Here is a 23,579-nt window from a genome sequence, read left to right on the forward strand (position 1 = left end):
GCGACGTTCCCTTCTTCAGTTCTGCCTGTGGTCGGGGGTGCCGCTGCCGTCGGTCAGCAGGGCCGTGAGCAGTTGCTTCAGCCAGGCGCGGGCGTGTTCGGTGTCCCGGTCCAGCAGCAGCTGTGTGGTGACGCCGTCGTAGGCCGCGACGACGGCGTGGGCGGCGCCGTCCGTGTCGCCCAGCACGGCGGGCAGGGCGGTGTGCCCGCGGGCGCGGGCGAGCCGGTCGGCGATCGCCTGCCGCAGCCGCGCCCGGTGCTCCAGCAGGCTGTGCGCCACGTCCGGGTCGCGGGCCGCGTGCACCAGGAAGTCCGTCTTCACCAGGAGCCAGTCCCGGTCGAGGAGCAGCACGTCGGTGACGCGGTCCACGGCGGCCGGCACGTCGAGCCCGGGCCCGTCGAGGGCGAGCGCCCCGGACACCTGTTCCGCGATCAGGTCGGCCCGCTCCTGGTAGAGGGCGAAGAACAGCTCGTCGAGGCTGGAGAAGTTGGAGTAGAAGGCGCCCCTGCTGTAGCCGGCGGCCTCGCAGACCTCCTCGATCGAGACGTGCCCGAAGCCCTTGGCCGCGAACACGGAGAACGCCGCATCCAGGAGGTTGGCGCGGGTGCGGACACGGCGCCTGGTCACCCGCCCGGTCGTTCCCTCCACGGCCATGCCCGCCCCCTTTCGATACAGGACTGTATTCGATACATCGATGTATCGAAAGGTCCGGCAGGCCAGGAAATCGATGGAACACATTTTCGATTAAGAGGTACTGTGGGCCCATGCACCTCCAGGGCTCCCTCTTCGACCAGACCGACGAGCTGCGGCTCGGGCCTCTCGACGGGATCAGCCGCACCCACCTCGGTTTCGGCGCCTGGCTCGACGTCCTGCCCGGGTGGCTCAGAGGTTCCGACGCACTGTTCGAACAACTGGCCGCCGAGGTGCCGTGGCGGGCCGAGCGGCGCACGATGTACGACCAGGTCGTCGACGTCCCCCGGCTGCTCGCCTTCTACGGCGACGGGGACCCGCTGCCGCACCCGGTCCTGACCGAGGCGCGCGACGCGCTGAGCGCCCACTACGGCGAGGAACTGGGCGAGCCGTTCACCACGGCCGGGCTGTGCTACTACCGCGACGGCCGGGACAGCGTGGCCTGGCACGGCGACCGGATCGGGCGCGGGGCGCGCGAGGACACGATGGTCGCGATCCTGTCGGTCGGAGCGCCCCGGGACCTGCTGCTGCGCCCCATGCGGGGCGGCCGCGACACCGTGCGCCGACCGCTGGGCCACGGCGACCTGATCGTGATGGGCGGCTCCTGCCAGCGCACCTGGGAGCATTCCGTGCCCAAGAGCACGCGCGTCACGGAGCCGCGCATCAGTATCCAGTTCCGCCCGCACGGCGTGCACTGATCCCGAACGCCCCGTCGAAGCGGGCCCGTTGGGGCGGACCCGGCGATTCCACCTGTGGTGGGGTCTGCTTTCCTTCTCTCGTCGAGCTGGGACCACACCGGAACGCGGGGCGATCATGCGGGCAGACGTACACCAAGTCGCCGACGGCACCTACCTGGTGCACGGCTCCCACACCAACTGGGTGATCCTCGCGGAGGGGGACGCCGTCACACTGGTCGACACCGGCTATCCCGGCGACCGGGAGCGGCTCCTCGCCTCGCTCGCGGAGGTGGGCAGCTCCCCCGGGGCGATCGCGGCCGTGCTGATCACGCACGCGCACAACGACCACCTGGGCTCCGCCGAGTTCCTGCGCGCCACGTACGGCACGCCCGTGTACCTCCACGAGGCCGAGGTGCCGCACGCACGCCGGGAGTTCCTGCACCAGGTGTCCCTCGGGACAGTGCTGAGGAACGGCTGGCGCCCCGGGGTGCTGCCGTGGGCCGTGCACGCGCTGCGCTCCGGCGGCACGATGCACAACCCGGTCACGGCCCCGGAGCCGTTCCCGGCGACGGGCCCCCTGGACCTGCCCGGGCGGCCCGTGCCGGTGCACACGCCGGGCCACACCGACGGGCACTGCGCCTACCACGTGCCCGGCACCGGTGTGCTGATCTCCGGCGACGCCCTGGTCAGCGGGCACGCGACCTCGCGGGTCGAGGGACCGCAGCTGCTGCCGGACATGTTCCACCACGAGCGCCCGCGCGCCGTGGCCTCCCTGGACGTCCTCGCGGAGCTGGAGGGCGAGCTGCTGCTGCCCGGGCACGGCCCGGTCCACCGCGGCCCGTTGCGGGACGCCGCCCACCGGGCCCGGGAGCGCGCCCTCTAATCTGAGGTGACGATCAGCGGCGAGACAAGGACACCCGGCGCATGGCACTTCAGATCAGCGCGACCAACCCGGAGCATCCCGCGCTTCTGCTGGAACTGCCGTGGGACCTGCCCCTGGAGGAGTGGCCGGAGGAGTACCTCGTGCCGCTGCCGCGCGGCATCTCCCGGCACGTGGTGCGCTACTCCCGGGCCGGCGACGAGGTGATCGCCGTCAAGGAGCTGGCCGAGCGGCCCGCGCAGCGCGAGTACGGGCTGCTGCGCGACCTGGACCGGATCGGCATCCCGGCGGTGGACCCGCTGGCCGTGGTCACCGGCCGCACCGACGCGGACGGCGCCCCGCTGGAGAGCGTGCTGATCACCCGGCACCTGGGCGGTTCGATGCCGTACCGCTCGATGTTCGAGACGACCATGCGCCCAGCCACCATGCACCGGCTGATGGACGCGCTCGCCGTGCTGCTGGTGCGGCTGCACCTGGCCGGCTTCGCCTGGGGCGACTGCTCGCTGTCCAACACCCTCTTCCGGCGCGACGCGGGCGCCTACGCCGCGTATCTGGTGGACGCCGAGACCGGTGACCTGCATCCGCAGCTCAGCTCCGGGCAGCGCGAGTACGACCTGGACCTCGCCCGCGTGAACATCAGCGGGGAGCTGCTGGACCTGGAGGCGTCCGGGGCGCTGCACCCGTCGGTGGACCCGGTCGAGTTCGGCATGGAGATCTGCGCCCGCTACCGCGGCCTGTGGGACGAGCTGACCCGCACCTCCGTCTACCCGGCCGGCAAGCACCACTACATAGAACGCCGGATCCGCCGCCTGAACGACCTCGGCTTCGACGTCGCCGAGATGCAGATCGAGCACGCCTCGAACGGCGACACGGTCACCTTCGTGCCCAAGGTCGTCGACGCGGGCCACCACCAGCGGCAGCTGCTGCGTCTGACCGGCCTCGATGCCGAGGAGAACCAGGCCCGGCGGCTGCTGAACGACCTGGAGAGCTGGATGGCGACCCAGGACGACTACGCTCCGGGCGACCCCCTGGGGGCCCGCCCGGAGGTGCTGGCCCACCGCTGGGTGCGGGAGGTGTTCCGGCCGACCGTGCGGGCGGTACCGCCCGAACTGCGCGGTTCCATGGACCCGGCGGAGATCTACCACCAGCTCCTCGAACACCGCTGGTACCTGTCCGAGCGGGCCCAGCACGACATCGGCATCGACACGGCGGTCGAGGACTACATCAGGAACATCCTCCCCAAGGCCCGCAAGACGCTCCAGCCGACGGCGGAATGAGCCGCACCCGCACTCACGCGTGCGGGACCACGGCGACCGGGCAATCCGCGTGGTGCAGCACCCCGTGCGCCACCGAGCCGATGCGGGCACCGACGGCCGTACGGTGGGCCCGCCGCCCGACGACCATCAGCTGGGCCGTCCCGGCCACCGACAGCAGCACCTGGCCGGCGCTGCCCATCTCCACGTGCTCCTCCACCGGCACGTCGGGGAAACGCTCCCGCCACGGCCGCATGGCGGCGGCCAGGGCCCTCTTCTCGTACGGCTCCAGTCCCCCGGCCTCGTCGAGGAGCTTCAGCGAGCCGGGGCTGTAGGCGAAGACGGGCGGCAGGGTCCAGGCCCGTACGACCCGGACGGTCGCCCCGCGCGCGGCCGCCGTCTCGAACGCGAATCGCAGCGCGTCGGCGCTGTCCTCCGGCTCGCCCTGCTGGCCCACGACGATCTCCCGCCCGGCGGCCTCGGCCGAGGGCTGCTCACCGGCGCGGACGAGCACGACGGGCCGGGTGGCCTCGGCGATGACCTGCTGGCCGACCGAGCCGAGCAGGAAGCCGACGATCGGCCCGTGCCCACGCGAGCCGAGCACCAGCACCTCGGCACCGGCAGCGGCGGCGGCCAGGGTGTCGACGACCGGGCCCTCCACCACGTCGGTGGTCACCTCCAGGTCAGGGTGCCGTTCGGTGACGGTCCCGACGGCCTCGGTCACCGCGGTGTGCACCCACTGCGCCTGACTGTCCGCGTCGCCGGTGATCCCCGCTTCGAGCCCCTCGTGCGGCTGGAACCGCCAGGCGTGCACCACCCGGAGCGGCCGGTCGCGCCGCACCGCCTCACGGGCCGCCCAGGCGAGGGCCGCGAGGCTCTCCTGCGATCCGTCGATCCCTGCGGTGATCGGGCGTGTCATCCGGCTGCCTCCTCGTGAAAATGTCACTGCGACACTGATCAGTCTTCACTACCCTTCCCGCATGACCTTGGAGTGGGAACAGGTGATGGTGGACTCGGCGGATCCCGAGGCCCTGGGCCGCTGGTGGGCCGAGGCGCTGGGCTGGACGGTGGTGAACGACGCACCCGACGAGTTCGAGATCCGGCCCGCTCCGGACCGGCTGCCGGGGTTGCTCTTCACGACGGTGCCGGAGAGCAAGACCGTCAAGAACCGCCTGCACCTCGACTTCCGGCCCGACGACCAGGAGGCCGAGGTGGCACGTCTGCTGGCGCTCGGCGCGCGGCACGCCGATGTCGGGCAGGGCGAGCAGAGCTGGGTGACGCTCGCCGACCCGGAGGGCAACGAGTTCTGCGTGCTGGCGGCCCGCCGGAGCTGATCTCCGTATCGGAGCGCGCCGCGGCGATCGAACATACGATGGGCGGAGGTCGGCGCGGTGCCCGGGGCGCCGTGCCGTGAGTCGACCGCCCGGTGTGGGGGACGTATGGCACAGGCCGCCGATGCGGCGCGGACCGTCATCATGACCGTGGACGACGATCCGGGGGTCTCCCGGGCCGTGGCCCGTGATCTGAGGCGGCGGTACGGCGCGTCGTACCGGATCGTGCGCGCGGAGTCCGGCGAGTCCGCGCTCGACGCGCTGCGGGAGCTGAAACTGCGCGGCGATCTCGTGGCGGTGATCCTGGCCGACTACCGGATGCCGCAGATGAACGGCATCGAGTTCCTCGAACAGGCCCTGGACGTCTACCCGGGCGCCCGGCGGGTGCTGCTGACGGCGTACGCGGACACGAACGCGGCGATCGACGCGATCAACGTCGTCGACCTCGACCATTACCTGCTCAAGCCATGGGACCCGCCCGAGGAGAAGCTCTACCCGGTCCTGGACGATCTGCTGCAGGCGTGGCGGGCCGGCGACTACCGGCCCGTGCCGAGTACGAAGGTCGTCGGGCACCGCTGGTCGGCGCGCTCCTCGGACGTGCGGGAGTTCCTGGCCCGCAATCAGGTGCCGTACCGCTGGTACTCCTCCGACGAGCCGGAGGGGCGGCGGCTGCTGGCCGCGGCCGGTGCGGACGGGATGCGGCTGCCGGTGGTGATCACGCCGGACGGGACGCCGCTGATCGAGCCGGAGGCCGTCGACCTCGCGGCCCAGGTCGGGCTGGCGACGACCCCGACGGCCGACTTCTACGACCTGGTCGTGATCGGCGGCGGACCGGCCGGACTCGGCGCGGCGGTCTACGGCGCCTCCGAAGGACTGCGGACCGTGCTGGTGGAGCGCTCGGCCACCGGCGGGCAGGCCGGGCAGAGCTCCCGGATCGAGAACTACCTCGGCTTCCCCGACGGCGTGTCGGGAGCCCAGCTCACCGACCGGGCCCGGCGGCAGGCGGCGAAGTTCGGCGCGGAGATCCTCACCGCGCGCGAGGTGACGGCGCTGGAGGTCAACGGCGCCGCCCGGATCGTACGGTTCTCGGACGGCTCGGCGGTCGCCGCGCACAGTGTGATCCTGGCGACCGGCGTGTCCTACCGGCAGTTGTCGGCGCCCGGCTGCGACGACCTGACCGGATGCGGCGTCTACTACGGGTCCGCCCTGACAGAGGCCCCCGCCTGCCAGGGACAGGACGTGTACATCGTCGGCGGCGCCAACTCCGCGGGGCAGGCGGCGATGTACCTGTCACGGGGCGCCAAGTCGGTGACGCTGCTGGTGCGCGGCGAGTCGCTGGCGGCATCGATGTCGCACTACCTGATCCAGCAGATCGAGGAGTCCCCCAACATCCGGGTGCGCGCCCGCACGGTCGTCGAGGAAGCACACGGCGACGGCCACCTGGAGCGGCTGACGCTGCGGGACGTGGACACCGGCAAGACCGAGCAGGTCGACGCGCAGTGGGTGTTCGTGTTCATCGGCGCGGCCCCGCGCACCGACTGGCTCGACGGCACGGTGCTGCGGGACGAGCGCGGGTTCATCCTCGCCGGGCCCGACCTGACCGCCGACGGCCGCCCGCCCGGGGACTGGGAGCTGGACCGGCCGCCGTACCACCTGGAGACCAATGTGCCCGGCGTGTTCGTGGCGGGCGACGCCCGCTCCGAGTCGGCCAAGCGGGTCGCGTCCGCCGTCGGAGAGGGAGCCATGGCCGTGATGCTCGTCCACCGTTATCTGGAGCAGTCGTGAGCGGGCAGCCCGCGCCGTGCAGCCCGCAGGAGATCGGCTCGCTGTTCCTGTTCGAGAAGCTCACGCCCGAGCAGCTGGGGCGGCTGTGCAGCGAGGGGCGGGTGGAGAAGTTCGAGCCCGGCCCCGTCTACACCGAGGGAGACCCCGCCACCTGCTTCTACGTGCTGCTGGAGGGCACGGTCGTGCTGTACCGCCGGGTCGGCGGCGATGACGTGGAGGTGACCCGGACCTCCCAGCGCGGGGTGTACGCGGGGTCCATGCAGGCGTATCTGGGCGACCGGGTGCCGCAGGTCTACAACAACTCCATGCGCGTCACTGAGCCGACGCGGTTCTTCGTGCTGCCCGCCGACACGTTCGCGGGCATCATGCAGGACTGGTTCCCGATGGCTGTGCATCTGCTGGAGGGGCTCTTCTTCGGTACGAAGAACGCCCAGCGGGCCATCGGGCAGCGCGAACGGCTGCTGGCGCTCGGCTCGCTGTCCGCCGGCCTCACCCACGAGCTCAACAACCCCGCGGCGGCGGCCGTACGGGCGACCGCGACGCTGCGGGAGCGGGTGGGCAAGATGCGGCACAAGCTGGCGATCATCGCACAGGGCTCGTACTCCCCCGAGGTCATGGCGAACCTCATCGACATCCAGGAACGCACCGCCGAGCGCGTCGCCAAGGCCCCCACGCTGAGTCCGCTGGAGGCCTCCGACCGGGAGGACGCGCTCACCGACTGGCTCGACGACCACGGCATCCCGGACGGCTGGCGGATCGCGCCCGTCTTCGTCCAGGCCGGTCTCGACGAGGACTGGCTGGACCAGGTCGCGGCGGCGGTGGACGAGGAGCTCCTGCCGAGCGCGATCGGGTGGCTCAACTACACCGTCGAGACCGAGCTGCTGATGGACGAGATCAACGACTCGACCACCCGCATCTCGCATCTCGTCGACGCGGCCAAGCAGTACTCCCAGCTCGACCGGGCGCCCTTCCGACACGCCGATGTGCACGAACTCCTCGACAGCACGCTGCTGATGCTGTCGGGCAAGATCGGCCGGCGGATCAAGGTCGTCAAGGAGTACGACCGGACGCTGCCGGGGATCCCGGCGTACCCCGCGGAGCTCAACCAGGTGTGGACGAACCTGGTCGACAACGCGGTCTCGGCGATGAACAGCGCGGGCGGGGACGGGACGCTGACCGTGCGGACGGCCCGGGACCACGACCGGCTGCTGGTGGAGTTCCGGGACACGGGCGTCGGCATCCCGGCGGAGGACCGGGGGCGGATCTTCGATCCGTTCTTCACGACGAAGCCGGTGGGTGAGGGGACGGGGCTCGGGCTCGACATCTCCTGGCGGATCGTGGTCAACAAGCATCACGGGACGATCCAGGTGGAGTCGGAGCCGGGGGACACGCGGTTCCAGGTGCTGCTTCCGCTGACAGCGGTCGAGGAGGAGTCGGCATGAGTGGTGAGAACGGGATCAACGGGGTCGACCCGGGTGCTGCGCCGAGCGGCAGCGGGTGCGCGGAGTGCGAGGCGGCCGGCGGGTGGTGGTTCCACCTGCGGCGGTGTGCGCAGTGCGGGCACGTGGGGTGTTGTGACAGTTCGCCCGCGCAGCACGCGACGGCTCATTTCAGGGAGTCGGGGCATCCGTTGGTGCAGAGCTTCGAGCCGGGTGAGGTCTGGTACTGGGACTACTCGACGAACGAGTTGTACGAGTCCGGGCCGGAGCTGGCCGGGCCGGTGAGTCATCCTGTGGATCAGCCGGTGCCGGGGCCTGCGGGGCGGGTGCCGGATGATTGGGCCCGGGTGTTGCGGGCCTAGGAGCTCGGGAGCTTCTGTTTGGTGGCGGCTGCGGGTTGTCGGGGGTTGATCGCGCACCCCGCGCCCCTGAAAAAGAAGGTTGGTCCTGTGCCGCAGGCTTCATCTGTCACGCCAGTTGTCGGGCGGGATTCCGAACTCGCCCGGCTCTCAGGCGTGCTGGAGCGTGCGCGTGGGGGTGAGGCGCGGGCCGTGTTGGTCGCCGGGGACGCCGGGGTCGGTAAGACCCGGCTGCTGGATGAGGTCGGGGGACGGGCTGCCGATTCAGGCATGACCGTGGTCGTCGGACACTGCGTGGATCTCGGTGATGTGGGGCTGCCGTATCTGCCGTTCACCGAGATCCTGGGCGTGCTCGCAGCCGACGAGCGGTTCGCTTCCGCCTTGGCCGCTCATCCGGTGGTCGAGCGGCTGCTGGGGGCCGGGACCGATTCCGCGCGGGACGTCGACGGGCGGTTGCGGCTGTTCGAGGGGATGGCGGGGTTGCTGGCCGAGGTGGCGGACACCGCCCCACTGCTGCTCGTGCTGGAGGATCTGCACTGGGCCGACCAGTCGTCGCGGGACCTGCTGCGTTTTCTGCTCGCCCGGGGTGTTCTGCGGCACCGGCTGGCGGTGTTCGCCTCGTACCGGGCGGACGACCTGCACCGTCGCCACCCACTGCGGCCGCTGCTGGCGGAGCTGATACGGCTGCCCGCCGTGGAGCGGCTGGAGCTGCGGCCGCTGGGTGATTCCGATGTGGCCCGGCTGGTGCGTCACCTCGAGCGGCGTCCGCTGGCGGACGCCACGGTGCGGCGGATCGTGGAGCGGGCCGAGGGGAACGCCTTCTACGCGGAGGAGTTGCTCGCGGCGACGGACACGGAGTCCGGCGGGGTGCCCAGCGGGCTGGCGGAGGTGCTGCTGATCCGCTTCGAGCAGCTGTCCGACACCGCGCAGCAGGTGCTGCGGACCGCGGCCGTCGCCGGGCGCCGGGTCGAGCACGAGCTGCTGCGGCAGGCCGTCGGGCTGCCCGAGGAGGAGCTGGAGTCGGCGCTGCGGGAGGCGGTGGGGCGGCAGTTGCTCGTCGCCGGGGACGGCGACACGTACTCGTTCCGGCACGCCCTCGCCCGTGAGGCCGTCTACGCCGATCTGCTCCCCGGGGAGCGGGCGCGGCTGCACGGCGCGTTCGCCCGGCTGCTCGCCGCGCAGGGCCGGGCCGCGGAGAGCGCCGCCGAGCGTGCCCACCACTACCGGGAGAGCCACGACCTCGCCGAGGCGCTTTCCGCCTCCCTGGAGGCCGCCGATCACGCCCAGCGGGTCGGTGCGCCTGCCGAGGAGCACCGGCATCTGGAAGCGGCCCTCGATCTGTGGCCGGCGGTGGGTGCCGAGGCGGGGCTCAAGGGCGGGGGCGTGGACCGGGTGACGCTGACGTTGCGGGCCTCGGCGGCGGCCGCGCACGCCGGGGAGGTGCACCGGGCGGTCTCCCTCTCGCGGTCGGCGCTGGCGGAGCTCGGCCAGGACGCCGACTCCGAGCTCGCCGCCCGGGTCCGCTACACCCACGCCGGGAACCTGCTGAGCGTGGACAGCCTGGCAGCGGCGTTCGCCTACAGCAGCGAGGCCCTGGCGATGATCCCCGAGGATCCTCCGTCGCCCACGTGGGTGTGGGCGGCGTCCACGCATGCCATGGCCGCACGCCACGTCGGGGAGAGCGAGACCGCGCTGTGGGTCGCCCGGCGGGCCCTGCGCGTGGCCGAGGAGCTGCGGGTGACCGACGCCCAGGCGGACCTGCTGATCTCCCTGGCCGTCTTCGACGGAGACGGGCGGCGCGGCCCCGAGGGCCGGGAGCGGCTGCTGAAGGCCCGGGAGCTGGCCCGGAGTTCGGGCAACGCGGCCGTGGAGCTGCGTGCTCTGTTCAACCTGGCCATGGGCTATTACGAGTTGGGTGCGCTGGCGGAGTGCGTGCCCTGGCTGACGGAGGGTCTGGACCGGGCGCGGCGCGCCGGGCTGCTGTCGTCCCCGTATCCGCTGGAGATGCGGTACCTGCGGCTGCTGGTGCTGCAGGTGCTGGGCCGCTGGGACGAATGCGTGCGGGCGGCGGCGGCCGATGCCGAGGTGCTGCCGGCCGCCGGCGGGTACACGGTCGGTCCCGCGCTGTACGTCGCCCTGGCCCGGGGCGACTTGACGGCCGCCGACCGGGCGCGTGCCCTGCTGGAGGGGCCCTTCGACTGGATGGCCACCCTGGTCGCGGGCATCGTGCTCACCGACGCCGCGGCGCTGCGCCGTGATCCCGAGGACGCGGTGCGGTGGACGCGGTCCACGGTCGCGGCCCTCACCGACGAGTCGGGGAAGCGTCCGGACGTCACGGTCCGGCTCGCCGCCCTGGCACTGTCCGCGGTGGCCGACGAGGCCGCCGGGCTGCGGTCGGCCGGTGACGAGGCCGGGGCCCGGCGCTGGACGGACACCGCGACCGAACTGGTGGAACTGGCGCGGCCCACCGCGGCCCGCGGCGAGAACGGCACCCCGCAGGGGCCGGAGGGGCAGGCGTGGCTGGCCCGCGCGGAGGCGGAGTGGCTGCGGGCCGTCTCGGGGCCGGACGCCGCCGCCTGGTCGGCGGTGGTGACGGCGTTCGGCTACGGCGACGTCCACGAGCAGGCGCGCTGCCGGCTGCGGTACGCCGAGGCCCTGCTGGCGGCCGGGCGTCGTGAGGAGGCGGCGGCCGAGGCCCGCGAGGTCCGCGAGAGCGCCGATCACCTCGGCGCCACGCCGCTGCGGGAGCGGGTGGAGGCCCTGGCCCGGCGCGGCCGTCTGGCGGAGGCCCCGGACGTCGACGAGCGCGCCGGTGTGCTGACCGCACGCGAGCAGGAGGTGCTGCGGCTGCTCGCGCTCGGCCGCAGCAACCGGCAGATCGGCGAGGAGCTGTTCATCAGCGGCAAGACGGCGAGCGTCCACGTCTCCAACATCCTGGCCAAGCTGGGCGCGTCGAGCCGGGGCGAGGCGGTGGCGATCGCCTACCGGGAGGGTCTGATCACGCCGGAGCCGTCGGCGTCCGGCTGACTGCCGGCCCTCGGTACGGGCCGCTGCGTATCCCTGGCCCGGGCTACGGGCTCCCGCAGTCGAGGCTCTCCAGGTCGACGGCGTCGGCCATTGCCTGCATTCCCTTGTCGTTGGGGTGCAGGTGGTCGCCGCCGTCGAAGGCGGGGAGGATCCGCTCGGGGTCGTCGGGGCTGCGCAGGACGCGGTCGAAATCGGTGACCGCGTCGAACTCGCCGCTGGTGCGGAGGAAGGTGTTGACCTCCCGGCGCACGGCTTCCCCGGCGGGGTCCCATTCCGGCCAGCCCTTGTAGGGGGCGATCGTGGCGACGGCGACGCATTTCCCGGCCGCGTGCACCCGGTCGGCCAGCCTGCGGTATCCGGCGATGAGCTGGTCGGCCGTGGCTCCGGGCTCGGCCTTGATGTCGTTGACGCCCTGGAAGAGGAACACCGTGCGCAGGCCCGGCAGTGCGAGCACGTCCCGCGACAGGCGGTTCAGGGCGCTCTGTCCGGGGCCGTCGGCGAGGACCTTGTTGCCGGCGATGCCCGCGTTGGCGACTCCCTCGATGCTCGTCGTGGGGGACGCGCGCAGCCGGCGGGCGAGGTGGTCCGGCCAGCGGCGGTCGAAATCGGTCGTGGAATGCCAGCCGTCGGTGATCGAGTCGCCGAGGGCGGCCACGGCGCCCGCCGCGGGCCGGGGCCGCACGGTGACGGCGTCGAGGTAGAACCAGGAGCCGGTCCGCTGCGCCCAGTTGGCGCCGCTCTCCTCCGCGGTGTGGTCGCCGTCGGTGGTGTACGACGTCTGCATCGCCATCCAGTGCCCGGTGAGCACGCCGCCCGCCCGGGGCACGTAGAGGCTGACGACGAGCGCGCTCGCGGCGGGGACGCTGACGGGCAGCGGGTCGCTGTAGACGATGCCGCCGGCGGGGACCGTGACGGAGCGGGCGCCGCCGAAGGTCAGGCGCCGGTTGCTGCCCGGAACGAGTGCGGCTCCGTCGCGCTGGAGACCCGCGTGGACGCTGCCGAACGTCACCGGCTGGTCCCCGAAGGCGTTGGACAGCCGCACCCTGAGGCCGGTGCCGCCGACGCTGGTGCGCACGACCAGCCGGTAGCCGCGGCCGTCGACCGCCGCGCCGACGCGGCCGGCGGAGGAGGCCCAGGTGACCACGTCGTCCCCGTTCCCCGTCGGGGCGCCGGCCGGCGGGGCCGGCCCGTTCCCCTGGGGTGCCCCACCGGAACCACAGCCCAGTGCGAGGCACAAGGAGAGGGCGGCCGGGGCGGTGCGGCCGCGGGGGCGTGCGGTGCGGGGCATCGTGGGCAATCCTTCGGCAGGTGTGCACGGTCGGGCGGTGTCAGGGGCGGGTTCCCGCAGTGTCGCGGAGCCACCGGGAGCTGGGCACTGCGTGCCGTCCCGGCGTACGACACGGTAGTGGTGCGGCCTGCAACTCTGTGCGGGGTGCCGAGGCCGTGTCGATCCGGAAGTTCTCGGCCGGGTTTCGAGGTGGCCGCGGGCGGACGCCGGCTTCGCGGCCGTGGATCCGGGCCGATGTGGGAACCCTCGCGTCGCCACGGCCGTTGTCGGGGCATCGGCGCCCCCGTGGGGAGGCCGGTACGACCGACAGCAGGGGGGCGTGATGCACGAGTTGGTCCCCGGTGGCAATCTGCCGCTTCCGGACGGGGCGGTGACGGTCCGGGTCCCCGGCCCGTTCGACGTGTCCGCGCTCGTCACGGACGACGGCGGGAAAGTGCGGGGCGACGGCGACTTCGTCTTCTACAACCAGCCGGCCGCGCCGGGAGCGGCGCTGCGGGGCGACGCGCTCACCGTGGATCCGGCGAGGCTGCGCACCGGCGCCACGCGGGTGACCGTCGCCGTGAGTGCCGCCGAGGCCGGAACCGCCCTCGGCCGCCTGCCCTCCCCCACACTGCACGTCGCCGACGCGGCAGGCCGCCCACTCGCCCGGTTCACCCCGCCGCGCCCCCGGCAGGAGACGGTGCTGCTGCTCGCGGAGCTCTACCGGCGCGGCGAACGCTGGAAGCTGCGCGCCCTGGGCCAGGGGTACGCCGACGGACTGGCGGGACTCGCCCGGGACTTCGGCGTCGACGTCGTGGACGACACGCCCGCGCCGGCCCCGGCGACGGCCGGTGCGCCGCGGACGCGGCCTGCCTCCGTACAGCCCGCCCCCGACCCGGACGGCTTCGCCGCCCTGGTCAACCCCGTCCGTACCGCCGCCGGTTCACCACCGGTCTCGCTCGACCCGCGGCTCGTGTCCGCGGCGCGGGCCCACGCCGCCGCCATGGCCGCGTCCGGACGCCTCGGCGTCGAGAGCCGGGACGGTGTGTCCGTCTACCAGCGGGCCGTCGGCGCCGGGTACGTGTACCTCACCGTCGGCGAGCACCTGGTGTCCGGCCCGCGCACCACCGCCGAGTTCGTGGCGTACTGCCTGCGCACGGACGGCCCCTGCCGCACCCTGCACGACCCCGCGTTCACCCACGCCGGAGTGGCCCACGTCCACGACGGCCCCACCGGCGACACCTACTGGACCGCGCTCTGGGCCAGGCCCCTCACGCCGGACGGGCTGGCCGGCGTGGCGGCGGCCGTCACGGATCTCACCAACCGGGAGCGCACCCGGGCCGGGCTGCCGCCCCTGGCCGCCGATCCCCTGCTCACCGCCGCCGCCCAGGCGCACAGCGCGGACATGGTGGCCCGCGACTTCTACGCGCACACCGCGCCCGGCGGCAGCCAACCATGGGACCGGGCCGCCGCCGCGGGCTCCACCCGGCGTTCCATCGGCGAGAACATAGCCTGCGGCCAGCGCTCCCCCGCCGAGGTGGTCGAGGGCTGGATGAACAGCCCCGGCCACCGGGCCAACATCCTCAAGCCCGGGTTCACACACCTCGGGGTCGGCTTCGCGGGCGGCGGCCGCGCCGGCACGTACTGGACGCAGCTCTTCGGCGGCTGACACCGCGCCCCCGCGCGCCCTGCCCGTCGCTCGCCCCGATCTTGGCGGAGGGCAACGCTCCGGGTGAGGATGCGCCTATGAAGGGTGACCTCTTTTCCAGCAGGCACATGGCACAGCCGGCCGTCGCACCGGGCATGACGGTCGAGAACGCCAAGTGCCTCCGCTACACGGTGAACGGCGAGATGCTCGCCCGGCAGGGCGCCATGATCGCCTACCGCGGCAATCTCCAGTTCGAGCGCAAGGGCCAGGGCGTGGGCGGCATGCTCAAGCGCGCCGTCACCGGGGAGGGACTGCCGCTGATGGCGGTGCGGGGGCAGGGTGAGGCCTGGTTCGCCCACGAAGCGCAGAACTGCTTCGTCGTCGACGTCGAACCCGGCGACGAGTTCACGGTCAACGGCCGCAACGTCCTGTGCTTCGACGCCACGTTGTCCTACCGCATCGCGACCGTGAAAGGCGCAGGCATGACCGGGGGCGGCCTGTTCAACAGCGTCTTCACCGGGCACGGCGCACTGGGCCTGGTGTGCGAGGGCAATCCGCTGGTCATCCCGGTCTCGCCGCAGTATCCGGTGTACGTCGACACCGACGCGATCGTCGGTTGGACGGCGGGTCTCCAGACCTCGCTGCACCGCTCCCAGTCCATCGGCTCGATGCTGCGCGGCGGTTCCGGCGAGGCCGTGCAACTGATGCTCCAGGGCGAGGGATACGTCGTGGTGCGGCCGAGCGAGGCGACTCCGCAGAAGGCCGGCCAGCACTGAGCATGGGGAACCCCCACGGTGATCTGCGCCTCACAAGCAACCCCGTCCGTGCGGTCGACGTCTTGATCCACAACAGGTGATGCCCTGGCCCTTGCGGCCAGGGCAGGTTTCCACCCTTCTATACACGCTATGTATACGCTCTGTGTATACATAGCGTGCATACGGACCGAAAGGCATCGATGTACGGCAAGGCATTCGCCCCGGAGTACCAGGGCGCGCTCACCACCCTGTCCGTCAACTCCTCCCTGACCGACGTCCTGGCCGCCGGCACCGAGCAGTTGAGGGCGGCCGAGCGCGCCGGGAAGCCCGGGGAGGCGGCGCGTTCCGGACTCGCGGTGGCCGAGGCGCACCGCCGGCTGGGCCGGGTCGAGGACGCGGACCGGGCCTGGAAGGCGAGTTACCGGGCCGCCCGTCAGGCCTCGGACGTGCCGGCGATGGCCTGGGCGCTGTGGAGCGGCGGCACGCTGGCCCGGCAGCGCGGGGCGTTCCGGCTGGCCCGCCGGCTGCTCCAGCTCGCGGCGGACCTGGGCGAACGGGGCGGGGACATCGTGGTGCGCGGCTACTCACTGGCGGGCCTGGCCGAGACCGGCCGCATCCAGGGCGACTACGAGGCCGTCGGCCGGCTGCACGAGCAGTTGCTCGCCGAGGCCCGGCGGCGCGGGGAGGCGCGGCACACGGTGTGGGCGCTGGAGGGCATCGCGCAGATGCACCGCAACACCGGCGACTACGACACCGCGTACGCCCTGTTCGAGGAGTCCGCCGAGATCGCCGCGCGCGCCGACGACCGGCGCGGTCATGCCTGGGCGTTGCGCGGTATGGCCGACGTCGTGTCGGTGCGTGACGGGGACACCGAGCGGGCGCTGGAGCTGCTGAGCGAGGCGGAGGCGACGTGCCGCGCGATGCGGCTGTCCAGCGCACTGGCCTACAACCACAAGATGCGCGGCAACGTCCTGTACCGGGCCGGGCGTTACGCCGAGGCGCGCGCCCTGTACGAGCAGGCCCTGGCGGAGTTCCGCGAGATGAGCGAGCCGCGCGGGGAGGCGCTGTCCCGGCTGGGCCTCGCCAAGTCCCTGGCCCGGCTGGGCCGCGACCGCGCCGAGACGGCGGCCGAACTGGCCGAGCTGGCCGGCGCGCTGGAGCGGATCGGCCTCCAGCACGCCCGCAAGATGGTGGCGCGCGCGTACGACGAACTCGGTATACCGGATGCCGGGGTCGCCGAGGCCAGGCCGGCGGAGGTGACCCGGTGACGGCGTCCTCCACGGCGGTGGAGGCGGCACGGCAGGACGCGGTCCCGCACGACGAACGGCAGCATGACGCGGTCGGCCCCAACCCCCCGGCCGACCCCCACCGGATCCTCCACCGCTGCCGCACCCTCGTACGCCCCGCCCTCGCCGAAGCCGTCGGCCGGCTGCACCCCTGGGTCGGCGAGATGGCCGCGTACTCCTTCGGCTGGTGCGAGGTGGGCGGTGCCCCGGCCGTCACCCCGGGCGGCAAGGGTGTACGGCAGGCGCTCGCCGTGCTGGGCGCCGAGGCTGCCGGTGCGTCCGGGCGGGACGGGGTGGCCGCGGCCGTCGCGGTGGAGCTGGTGCACGCCTTCTCCCTGCTGCACGACGACATCATGGACGGCGACGCGGACCGGCGTCGTCGCCCGGCCGTGTGGAAGGCCTACGGCACGGGCCCCGCGGTCCTCGCGGGCGACGCCCTGTTCGCACTCGCCGTCGAGACCCTGGCCGAGCAGCCCGGCGGAGCAGCGGCCGTGCGGACGCTCTCCGTCGCACTGGGTGACCTGGTGCGCGGGCAGGCCGACGACCTGCTGTTCGCCGACCGCCCCTGGACGGGGGCGGAGCGGGTCCGGCCGGACGAGTACCGGGCCATGGCGGAGCACAAGACGGGCTCGCTGCTGGGCTGCGCGGCCGCGCTGGGCGCCGTGCTCGGCGGTGCCACCCCCGAGACGGCCGCCGCGCTCGACCGGGCCGGCCGGCATCTCGGGATCGCCTTCCAGATCGTCGACGACGTGCTGGGCATCTGGGGCGATCCGCGGGTCACCGGCAAACCCGTCCACGGCGATCTGCGGGAGCGGAAGAAGACGCTCCCGGTGCTGGTCGCGCTCGGTTCCCCGCAGGGCGGCCGACTCGCCGCGCTCCTGGAGGCGGGCGACGATCCCGGTGCGGCGGCGGAGCTGATCGAGCGGGCGGGCGGCCGTGCGGCGGCCATGACGGAGGCCCGGCGCCACGTCGCCGCCGTCGAGACGGCGCTCGCCGGGGTGCCGCTGGAGGCGACGGCCCGCGGTGAACTGCGTTCACTGCTCGGCTTCCTGGTACGGCGCGACGTCTGAGCCGACCGCCCCCGGATAATCCGTCGCCGAATTCATCGGAGGGGTACCGAGTTCAGCCGTTGGACTCCTCCGCATTTACCGTCGGTTACCAGCAGGCCAGCCGGGGATTCGGGAATCCGCGGGCCGCGGGGGCTAATTCTCCGCACCCGCGGCGCCGCCCCGGCGGCCCCGGGGCGGCCGAGGTGAGCCGCTCCTGAGCCCGCGAAAGACCGTTTCTCTCGCACACGTGACCCCCTCTTTTGAATAAAAGACAAGAATGGAGGCGGAGTTGCGATCCAGTTGAACGCAGCACGACCCATCCCCCGTACTTCTGGAAAAGGTGAAAGCCAGGTTTCCAGCGAGGGATGGCCATGGGCAGGGCGCACGTCTCCACACACCAGTTGGTCGGCGGCCGGTACCGGCTGCTCGAGATCATCCAGCGCGAGACCAACCGCATCTGCTGGTACGCCGAGGACCTCGGGGCCGGCGAGGTCTCCCGCCCGTGTCTCGTCACGCAGATCGGGCTTCCGGACGACGCGTACGAGACCGAGCGGCGGGCCGCCGGCCGCCTGCTGCGCACGTCCGAACGCATGGCGCTGCTGTGCCCCGGCCGGATCGCCACCGTCGTCGACGCCGCCGAGGAGGCCGGCACCCTGTGGACCGTCAACGAGTGGATCGACGGCACCCCGCTCGGCGAACTCCTTTCGGAACAGGGCACGTTCAACTACGTGCGGGCCGCCCGTGTCGGTCTGGAGCTGCTCGACGTGCTGGACGCCGCGCACGCCGAGGGCATCACGCACGGCGAGCTCAGCCCCGGCCAGGTGTTCGTACGCGAGGACCATTCGGTGGTCGTCACCGGCTACGGCCTGGTCGGCGCGACCCTCGCGCCCCGGCTCACGGCACCCGCGTTCGCCTCTCCGGAACAGGCCCGCGACGAGCACATCGGGCCCGCGGCCGATCTGTGGGCGCTCGGCGCGATCCTCTACACGATGGTCGAGGGCCGCCCGCCCTTCCGGGACCGGGGCCGACCGGAGAACACCCTGAAGGGCGTGGACCGGCTGCCGCTGCGCACGCCGGTGCGCGCCGGGCCGCTCACCCAGGTCGTGCAGGGGCTGCTCCGCAAGGACGCGCGGGAGCGGCTGACCCGCCCGGTGGTCCGGGAGGCGCTGACCCGGGCGCTCAGCGAGGACCCGGAGGCGGCCTTGGCGTCGGTGCCCGTGCCGCGGCTGCGCGGCGCGTACGCCGCGATGCGGCCGGGGGGTCCGGCGTGGAGCAGACGGACCATGGTCGCCGGGACCTCCCTGGCCGTGATCACCGTCGCGGTCGCCGTGCTCGCCGTCACCCAGGGGCTGCCCGGCAGCGACACGAGCAGCGACGTGGCGGACTCCCCGGCCCGGCCACCGGCCTCCGCCGCCTCACCGGGCGAGGGAACCGGCGGCGGCGGCCCCGCGCCGTCCGAGCCGCCCGGCACGTCCGGCTCCCCCTCCCCCACGCCCTCTCCGTCGTCCCCCGATCCCAAGCCCACCCCCACCCCTACGCCCACGCCGTCCGCCCCGGGCACGGGCCTGCCGCCCGGTTTCCGGACCTACAAGGCGCCGGAGGGCTTCTCCGTCGCGCTCCCTGCGGGCTGGGAGCCGCTGGACACCGATCGCCAGGGCGATCTGCGGTACCGCGTGACCTTCGGTGCCGCCGGTGACGACCGCACGCTGGCCATCACCTACAGCAAACGCGTGGGCCCGGATCCCGTGGCCGTGTGGCGGGACGAAGTCGAACCCAACCTGGAGCAGTCGGGCGACTACCGGCGCATCGGCGAGATCCGCGCCACGACGTACCAGGGGCGCGAGGCCGCCGACATGGAGTGGACGGCGGACGTCGACGGCACCCGGGTGCACACCTTCGGCCGGGGCTTCCTGCTGGGTGAGGGCCGGAGCTTCTCGCTGCGCTGGACGACCCCGGACGCCGACTGGGAGGACAAGACGAACCAGGAGGCGTTGCGGGCCTTTCTGAAGACGTTCCGGCCGGGCTCAGGCTGAGCCGCGCGGGGCGCGCAGGGAGGTGAGCCGGCCGCCGCCCAGGGGCTGCGTGCGCCAGCTCGCGGTGAGCGTACGGTCCGCGAGGGAACAAGTCAGCGCCAGGCGGTGCGGAGTTTCCAGGAACACCACCTCCACGGCCAGCGTGCCGGAGTCCGTCCAGCCGCCGCTCACCGCGGTCGGGAGCGGCTTCTCCGCCACCGTCCAGCCCTCTGCTCCGATCGGCAGGTCCAGCCGCTTCTCGCCCTCGGTGAGCCGCAGCGTCCAGCCGTCCGCGTCCGGTACCAGCCCGACCGACAGAGCGGGAGCGTCCTTCCCGGAGGTCCTGAACTCGGTGGCCGCCCATTCCTCCGCCCGTTCCGGCGGCGCCGGCCGGCCCGGGGCGGGCGGCAGCGCGAGCCCGGCGAGGCGCTCCCGCAGGGCCTCGTCCGCGCTCTCGCGGCCGGGCAGCGGCTCGGGGCCGAAGGCGGGCAGCAGGTGCCGCCACACGAGGTTCAGGACGTCCTGCATCCGTTCGGTCGCCGCGGTCATCGCGATCACCGCGTCGTGCTCGGGCAGCACCAGACAGAGCTGGCAGTAAGCGCCGTCACCCCGGTAGCCGTGCCGGGAGATCCAGAACTGGTATCCGTAGCCCTGGTCCCAGTCCTGCCGTTCCTCGTCTCCCATGGCTCCGGCGGTGGGTATGTGCGGGCGCGTCGCCCGGGCCACCCATCCTTCGGGCAGCAGCCGCTCGCCTTCCCAGACCCCGTCGCGCAGGTACAGCTCGCCGAGCCGGGCGATGGCGTCGGTGGTGGCGTGCAGACCGCTGAAGCCGATCTCGCGGCCGGCCCGGTCCCGCTGCCAGAACACCTCGCCGATGCCGAGCGGATCCAGCACCCGGGGCCGCAGATAGGCGGTGAGCGGCTGCCCGGTCACCCGCTGGACGATCGCGGCAAGGGTGTAGGTGGCGGGCTGGTTGTAGGCGAAGACCGTGCCGGGGTCGCGTTCCGGCGGCAGCAGCAGGAACCCGCGCACGGGCTCCTGCTTGTCCAGCTCGTAGACCTCGTCGACGGTCTCCCGCTCGTGGCCGCTCGACATGGACGCCACGTGCCGGACGAGCATGGCCCGGCTGCGCGGGTCGGTGATCTCGGCATCGAGCTCCGGGAAGTAGGAGATCACCGGCGCGTCGAAGTCGAGCAGCCCCTCGGCCTCGGCGAGGGCGGCGGCGGTCCCGGTGAAGCTCTTGCTGAGGGAGTACAGCAGGTGGGGGCGGTCGGGGGTGTACGGCGCCCACCAGCCGGAGGCGACCAGCCGGCCGTGCCGCATGATCATCAGGCTGTGCGGCTCGAGTTCCGGGTCCGCTTCGAGGGCGTCGAGGAAGGCGTGAACACCGGATACGTCGACGCCCTGGGCGGCGGGGCTGTCCCCAGGCAGAGAGGAGGCACTCATGAGGGCATCCTGCCCCGCCGGCGGACCTTGATCGAGCAGTTTTCCCGTCGGCTGTCAGGGGACTCGGCGGTTATGGTGCAAATCGGATACACGATGATGACCGAGCAGACCGGCCCCCGAGAGCTCGTCGACCATGTGGTGCGGGCCGAGGAGGCGGGCTTCGACTTCTCGGTGACCTCCGACCACTACTTCCCTTGGCTGCGCTCGCAGGGTCACTCGCCCTACGCGTGGGCGGTGCTCGGTGCGGCAGCCCAGGCCACGTCACGTATCCCGCTGATGACGTACGTGACGTGCCCGACGTTCCGCTACCACCCGGCGGTGGTGGCGCAGAAGGCGGCGACGGTCCAGCTGCTGTCCGAGGGGCGGTTCCGGCTGGGGCTCGGTTCCGGCGAGAACCTCAACGAGCACGTGGTGGGCGGCGGCTGGCCGTCCGTCGACGTACGGCACGAGATGTTCGAGGAGGCCGTGGAGATCATCCGCGCCCTCTTCAAGGGCGGTCACGTCAACCATCGAGGCACGCACTTCGACGTGGAGTCGGCCCGGCTGTGGGACCTGCCGGACGAGGCGCCGCCCATCGGCATCGCCGTCTCCGGGGAGCGGTCGTGCGAACTCGCGGGCCGGCTGGGCGATCTGGTGATCGCCACGGAGCCCAAGGCGGGGCTGCTGGAGGCGTTCGACCGGCACGGCGGCGAGGGCAAGCCCCGCGTGGGCCAGTTGCCGGTCTGCTACGACCCCGACCGGGACACGGCGATCAAGCGGGCCCATTCGCAGTTCCGCTGGTTCGGCAGCGGCTGGAAGGTCAACTCGGAGCTGCCGCACCCGGATTCCTTCGAGGCGGCGACCCAGTTCGTCACGCCCGACGACGTCGCCGACTCCATCCCGTGCGGTGACGACCCGGACGCGTTCGTCGAGGCCGTACGCCCGTACGCCGAGGCCGGTTTCACCGAGATCGCCCTGGTCCAGATCGGCGGCGATTCCCAGCCGGCGTACCTGGACTGGTCGGAGAAGACCCTGCTGCCCGCCCTGCGCGACGCGTTCGGCTGAGGTCCGCCCCCCCTTCCGGGCCGGCCCGGGCCACGGGCACGTATAGGCTGCCGACCTGCACATACTCAACCGGCCAGCCTATTCAGGAGAGTCGTCCGTGACCCTGGTGATCACCCCGCCCGAAACCTCCCCGGCGCCCGTCTTCGAACCGATCGCGCGGGACGCGCGGGAGTTCGGGGCGTACGCCCGGACCGGAGGGTGGGCCTTCGGGCTGAAGGTGGCGCGCAGCGTGCGGCCCGGCGGGCAGGGAGCGGACGAGACGCCGAAGGTGTCGGCGAAGGAGTTCGCGGAACTCGCCGGGTGCTCCCCGGAGCGCGTCATGCGCTACTACAAGGCGTGGGACCGGGCGGCCGACGACGGGCTGGTCCCGCACTTCGAGGCCCTGACGCCGGGTCAGGAGGTGGAACTGCCGGACGCCGACGTGTGGCTGAGCTACTACGTCTCCCGCTCCGGCGCCACGTCCGAGCGCGGCACCGCCATCGCCGAGGCCGCCCAGGCGGAGGGCATCCGGCCCACGAAGGCACTGGAGGTCGCGGAGAACCCCACCGCTCTGCGCGCCGCGATCCTCGCCGACCCCGCCACCGCCCGCGCGGCCCGCCAGGCCCTGCTGGACCGGGTCCGGGAGGACCCCGATCTCCAGTCCGAGCTCGCCCGTGACGTCGTGCGCACCGACGAGCTGAAGAAGGCCGTCGCCGGCGAGAGCAGGGCGGCCGACCGGATCGGATACGTGCGCCAGATCGCCGAGTCGGGCCAGATCAAGACACCCGCGGGGCAGACCGTGGACGCGCCGGCCGATCTCCGCCAGGAGGCCGAGCGGCACCTGTCGCTCATCGACGAGCTGGACGAGGGCGAGGACGCCGGCGAGTGGGCCGCCGAGGCGTACGACACCATGAAGTCGCTGGTCGTCGAGGTCGTCGAGACCGACCCGGGGCTGCGGGTGCAGGAGCGGCGCACGAAGTTCTACAGCAGCCTCCAGAAGGCGACCAAGGTGTTCGAGGAACTGACCTTCGACGACGCCGGGGAGTTCTACGAGGACGACATGGTCCAGCGTCTGGAGGAACTCCAGCGGGCCGTGGCCGTGTGCATCGAGTCCCTGCGCGGTGCCCGCGGGAATCACCCGGAGGGCTGAGCATCTTGTGCGTGTGGGGGGTACTAGAGGGCTCTACGTCGGTTGGTTCTTCCCGGAGGCCCTTTCGTGAACTCCTTCGTGCACAAGACCCTGGTGGTGCAGCTCCAGGCGGGTGACACGGACCGTTTCTCCGTGCTCGCCCACCTGAGCTACGACTCCGCGGACCCGTTCGCCGTCACCGTCGTCTTCAGCCACGACGGCCGTGTCCTCGCCCGGTGGCAGCTGGACCGCGAGATGCTCGGCGAGGCGCTGCGGCGTCCGGTCGGGGTGGGGGACGTGCGGATGCGTCCCGAGTCGCACGGCATGTGGCAGGAGCTGCGCCTGGAGTTCCTCGGTGACGCCCGCCCCGACGGCGGTCGGCACCACGCGGTGGTGTTCGCCTGGGCCCCGGCGTTCGCGGCGTTCCTGCGGGAGACCCACGAGATGGTCCCGCCGGGCCGCGAGGAGGTCCGCGTCGACGACTTCCTGGCGGACGTCATCGCCGGGGGCTGATCCGGGGCGT

General features: G+C 72.9%; 20 protein-coding genes. 16 read left to right on the top strand and 4 right to left on the bottom strand.

Features of this window, described 5'->3' with window-relative positions:
• Positions 1 to 15: 15 nt before the first annotated feature.
• On the bottom strand, positions 16 to 654 hold the full coding sequence (locus MQE23_RS01750; protein WP_020275501.1) for a TetR/AcrR family transcriptional regulator: 639 nt from the start codon (positions 652 to 654) through the stop codon (positions 16 to 18).
• A 110-nt stretch (positions 655 to 764) separates the two neighbouring features.
• Between MQE23_RS01750 and MQE23_RS01755 the strand changes: the two genes are divergently transcribed.
• The 3 genes from MQE23_RS01755 to MQE23_RS01765 all read left to right on the top strand — a co-directional run bounded on the left by MQE23_RS01755 (position 765) and on the right by MQE23_RS01765 (position 3,524).
• The gene (locus tag MQE23_RS01755) at positions 765 to 1,388 is read left to right on the top strand and encodes an alpha-ketoglutarate-dependent dioxygenase AlkB (RefSeq protein WP_243377956.1); all 624 of its coding nucleotides are present in this window, start codon (positions 765 to 767) and stop codon (positions 1,386 to 1,388) included.
• Between the two features lie 115 nt (positions 1,389 to 1,503).
• Positions 1,504 to 2,250 carry an MBL fold metallo-hydrolase gene (locus MQE23_RS01760; RefSeq protein WP_020275499.1) on the top strand — a complete coding sequence of 249 codons (747 nt, stop codon included), beginning with the start codon at positions 1,504 to 1,506 and terminating at the stop codon, positions 2,248 to 2,250.
• Positions 2,251 to 2,291: 41 nt separating this feature from the next.
• Positions 2,292 to 3,524 carry a DUF4032 domain-containing protein gene (locus tag MQE23_RS01765; protein WP_243377957.1) on the top strand — a complete coding sequence of 411 codons (1,233 nt, stop codon included), beginning with the start codon at positions 2,292 to 2,294 and terminating at the stop codon, positions 3,522 to 3,524.
• A gap of 13 nt (positions 3,525 to 3,537) precedes the next feature.
• On the opposite strand, the gene MQE23_RS01770 is transcribed toward MQE23_RS01765, so the two are convergent.
• Positions 3,538 to 4,419 (bottom strand): universal stress protein, encoded by an 882-nt coding sequence (locus MQE23_RS01770; protein ID WP_243377958.1) that lies wholly within the window; start codon positions 4,417 to 4,419, stop codon positions 3,538 to 3,540.
• A 61-nt stretch (positions 4,420 to 4,480) separates the two neighbouring features.
• On the opposite strand from MQE23_RS01770, the gene MQE23_RS01775 reads away from it, so the two are divergent.
• The 5 genes from MQE23_RS01775 to MQE23_RS01795 all read left to right on the top strand — a co-directional run bounded on the left by MQE23_RS01775 (position 4,481) and on the right by MQE23_RS01795 (position 11,441).
• Positions 4,481 to 4,834 (top strand): VOC family protein, encoded by a 354-nt coding sequence (locus MQE23_RS01775; protein WP_086565345.1) that lies wholly within the window; start codon positions 4,481 to 4,483, stop codon positions 4,832 to 4,834.
• Between the two features lie 105 nt (positions 4,835 to 4,939).
• Positions 4,940 to 6,616 carry an FAD-dependent oxidoreductase gene (locus MQE23_RS01780; protein WP_243377959.1) on the top strand — a complete coding sequence of 559 codons (1,677 nt, stop codon included), beginning with the start codon at positions 4,940 to 4,942 and terminating at the stop codon, positions 6,614 to 6,616.
• The gene (locus tag MQE23_RS01785) at positions 6,613 to 8,058 is read left to right on the top strand and encodes an ATP-binding protein (protein WP_243377960.1); all 1,446 of its coding nucleotides are present in this window, start codon (positions 6,613 to 6,615) and stop codon (positions 8,056 to 8,058) included. Before MQE23_RS01780 ends, MQE23_RS01785 begins: the two co-directional genes overlap by 4 nt.
• On the top strand, positions 8,055 to 8,417 hold the full coding sequence (locus tag MQE23_RS01790; RefSeq protein WP_243377961.1) for a UBP-type zinc finger domain-containing protein: 363 nt from the start codon (positions 8,055 to 8,057) through the stop codon (positions 8,415 to 8,417). The genes MQE23_RS01785 and MQE23_RS01790 overlap by 4 nt, the downstream gene beginning before the upstream one ends.
• Positions 8,418 to 8,504: 87 nt before the next feature.
• A complete protein-coding gene (locus MQE23_RS01795) occupies positions 8,505 to 11,441 on the top strand; it encodes a helix-turn-helix transcriptional regulator (protein ID WP_243377962.1) in 2,937 nt (978 codons plus the stop codon).
• A gap of 43 nt (positions 11,442 to 11,484) precedes the next feature.
• Here the strand turns inward: MQE23_RS01795 and MQE23_RS01800 are convergent, their stop codons facing one another.
• Positions 11,485 to 12,729 carry an SGNH/GDSL hydrolase family protein gene (locus MQE23_RS01800; protein WP_037671895.1) on the bottom strand — a complete coding sequence of 415 codons (1,245 nt, stop codon included), beginning with the start codon at positions 12,727 to 12,729 and terminating at the stop codon, positions 11,485 to 11,487.
• Between the two features lie 322 nt (positions 12,730 to 13,051).
• Between MQE23_RS01800 and MQE23_RS01805 the strand changes: the two genes are divergently transcribed.
• From MQE23_RS01805 to MQE23_RS01825, 5 genes are all read left to right on the top strand, one after another.
• Positions 13,052 to 14,377: a CAP domain-containing protein gene (locus tag MQE23_RS01805; protein ID WP_243377964.1), complete on the top strand. Its 1,326-nt coding sequence runs from the start codon at positions 13,052 to 13,054 to the stop codon at positions 14,375 to 14,377.
• A gap of 77 nt (positions 14,378 to 14,454) precedes the next feature.
• Positions 14,455 to 15,132 (top strand): AIM24 family protein, encoded by a 678-nt coding sequence (locus tag MQE23_RS01810; protein ID WP_020275486.1) that lies wholly within the window; start codon positions 14,455 to 14,457, stop codon positions 15,130 to 15,132.
• A gap of 179 nt (positions 15,133 to 15,311) precedes the next feature.
• Positions 15,312 to 16,379 (top strand): tetratricopeptide repeat protein, encoded by a 1,068-nt coding sequence (locus MQE23_RS01815; RefSeq protein WP_243377965.1) that lies wholly within the window; start codon positions 15,312 to 15,314, stop codon positions 16,377 to 16,379.
• A 104-nt stretch (positions 16,380 to 16,483) separates the two neighbouring features.
• Positions 16,484 to 17,467, top strand: a complete 984-nt coding sequence (locus MQE23_RS01820; RefSeq protein ID WP_243382438.1) for a polyprenyl synthetase family protein — start codon at positions 16,484 to 16,486, stop codon at positions 17,465 to 17,467.
• 350 nt (positions 17,468 to 17,817) lie between these two features.
• Positions 17,818 to 19,479 (top strand): serine/threonine-protein kinase, encoded by a 1,662-nt coding sequence (locus MQE23_RS01825; protein ID WP_243377967.1) that lies wholly within the window; start codon positions 17,818 to 17,820, stop codon positions 19,477 to 19,479.
• Here the strand turns inward: MQE23_RS01825 and MQE23_RS01830 are convergent.
• Complete coding sequence (locus tag MQE23_RS01830; protein WP_243377968.1) at positions 19,471 to 20,904, bottom strand: serine hydrolase domain-containing protein; 1,434 nt, start codon at positions 20,902 to 20,904, stop codon at positions 19,471 to 19,473. The genes MQE23_RS01825 and MQE23_RS01830 overlap by 9 nt on opposite strands.
• 72 nt (positions 20,905 to 20,976) lie before the next feature.
• Between MQE23_RS01830 and MQE23_RS01835 the strand changes: the two genes are divergently transcribed.
• From MQE23_RS01835 to MQE23_RS01845, 3 genes are all read left to right on the top strand, one after another.
• Positions 20,977 to 21,948, top strand: coding sequence for an LLM class F420-dependent oxidoreductase (locus MQE23_RS01835; protein ID WP_243377970.1), 972 nt, complete (start codon positions 20,977 to 20,979; stop codon positions 21,946 to 21,948).
• A gap of 97 nt (positions 21,949 to 22,045) precedes the next feature.
• Positions 22,046 to 23,077 carry a hypothetical protein gene (locus MQE23_RS01840; RefSeq protein ID WP_243377971.1) on the top strand — a complete coding sequence of 344 codons (1,032 nt, stop codon included), beginning with the start codon at positions 22,046 to 22,048 and terminating at the stop codon, positions 23,075 to 23,077.
• A 66-nt stretch (positions 23,078 to 23,143) separates the two neighbouring features.
• Entirely contained in the window at positions 23,144 to 23,569 is a 426-nt protein-coding gene (locus MQE23_RS01845) for an SsgA family sporulation/cell division regulator (RefSeq protein ID WP_243377973.1), read from the top strand.
• Positions 23,570 to 23,579: the final 10 nt, after the last annotated feature.

The organism is Streptomyces sp. HP-A2021 (assembly GCF_022807935.1).
Classification (GTDB): domain Bacteria; phylum Actinomycetota; class Actinomycetes; order Streptomycetales; family Streptomycetaceae; genus Streptomyces; species Streptomyces afghaniensis.

Excerpts from the sequence above, each read along its gene's own strand:
- MQE23_RS01750 (WP_020275501.1), bottom strand. The coding sequence starts at position 654 with ATGGCCGTGGAGGGAACGACCGGGCGGGTGACCAGGCGCCGTGTCCGC.
- MQE23_RS01755 (WP_243377956.1), top strand. The coding sequence starts at position 765 with ATGCACCTCCAGGGCTCCCTCTTCGACCAGACCGACGAGCTGCGGCTC.
- MQE23_RS01760 (WP_020275499.1), top strand. The coding sequence starts at position 1,504 with ATGCGGGCAGACGTACACCAAGTCGCCGACGGCACCTACCTGGTGCAC.
- MQE23_RS01765 (WP_243377957.1), top strand. The coding sequence starts at position 2,292 with ATGGCACTTCAGATCAGCGCGACCAACCCGGAGCATCCCGCGCTTCTG.
- MQE23_RS01770 (WP_243377958.1), bottom strand. The coding sequence starts at position 4,419 with ATGACACGCCCGATCACCGCAGGGATCGACGGATCGCAGGAGAGCCTC.
- MQE23_RS01775 (WP_086565345.1), top strand. The coding sequence starts at position 4,481 with ATGACCTTGGAGTGGGAACAGGTGATGGTGGACTCGGCGGATCCCGAG.
- MQE23_RS01780 (WP_243377959.1), top strand. The coding sequence starts at position 4,940 with ATGGCACAGGCCGCCGATGCGGCGCGGACCGTCATCATGACCGTGGAC.
- MQE23_RS01790 (WP_243377961.1), top strand. The coding sequence starts at position 8,055 with ATGAGTGGTGAGAACGGGATCAACGGGGTCGACCCGGGTGCTGCGCCG.
- MQE23_RS01800 (WP_037671895.1), bottom strand. The coding sequence starts at position 12,729 with ATGCCCCGCACCGCACGCCCCCGCGGCCGCACCGCCCCGGCCGCCCTC.
- MQE23_RS01805 (WP_243377964.1), top strand. The coding sequence starts at position 13,052 with ATGCACGAGTTGGTCCCCGGTGGCAATCTGCCGCTTCCGGACGGGGCG.
- MQE23_RS01810 (WP_020275486.1), top strand. The coding sequence starts at position 14,455 with ATGAAGGGTGACCTCTTTTCCAGCAGGCACATGGCACAGCCGGCCGTC.
- MQE23_RS01815 (WP_243377965.1), top strand. The coding sequence starts at position 15,312 with ATGTACGGCAAGGCATTCGCCCCGGAGTACCAGGGCGCGCTCACCACC.
- MQE23_RS01825 (WP_243377967.1), top strand. The coding sequence starts at position 17,818 with ATGGGCAGGGCGCACGTCTCCACACACCAGTTGGTCGGCGGCCGGTAC.
- MQE23_RS01830 (WP_243377968.1), bottom strand. The coding sequence starts at position 20,904 with ATGAGTGCCTCCTCTCTGCCTGGGGACAGCCCCGCCGCCCAGGGCGTC.
- MQE23_RS01835 (WP_243377970.1), top strand. The coding sequence starts at position 20,977 with ATGGTGCAAATCGGATACACGATGATGACCGAGCAGACCGGCCCCCGA.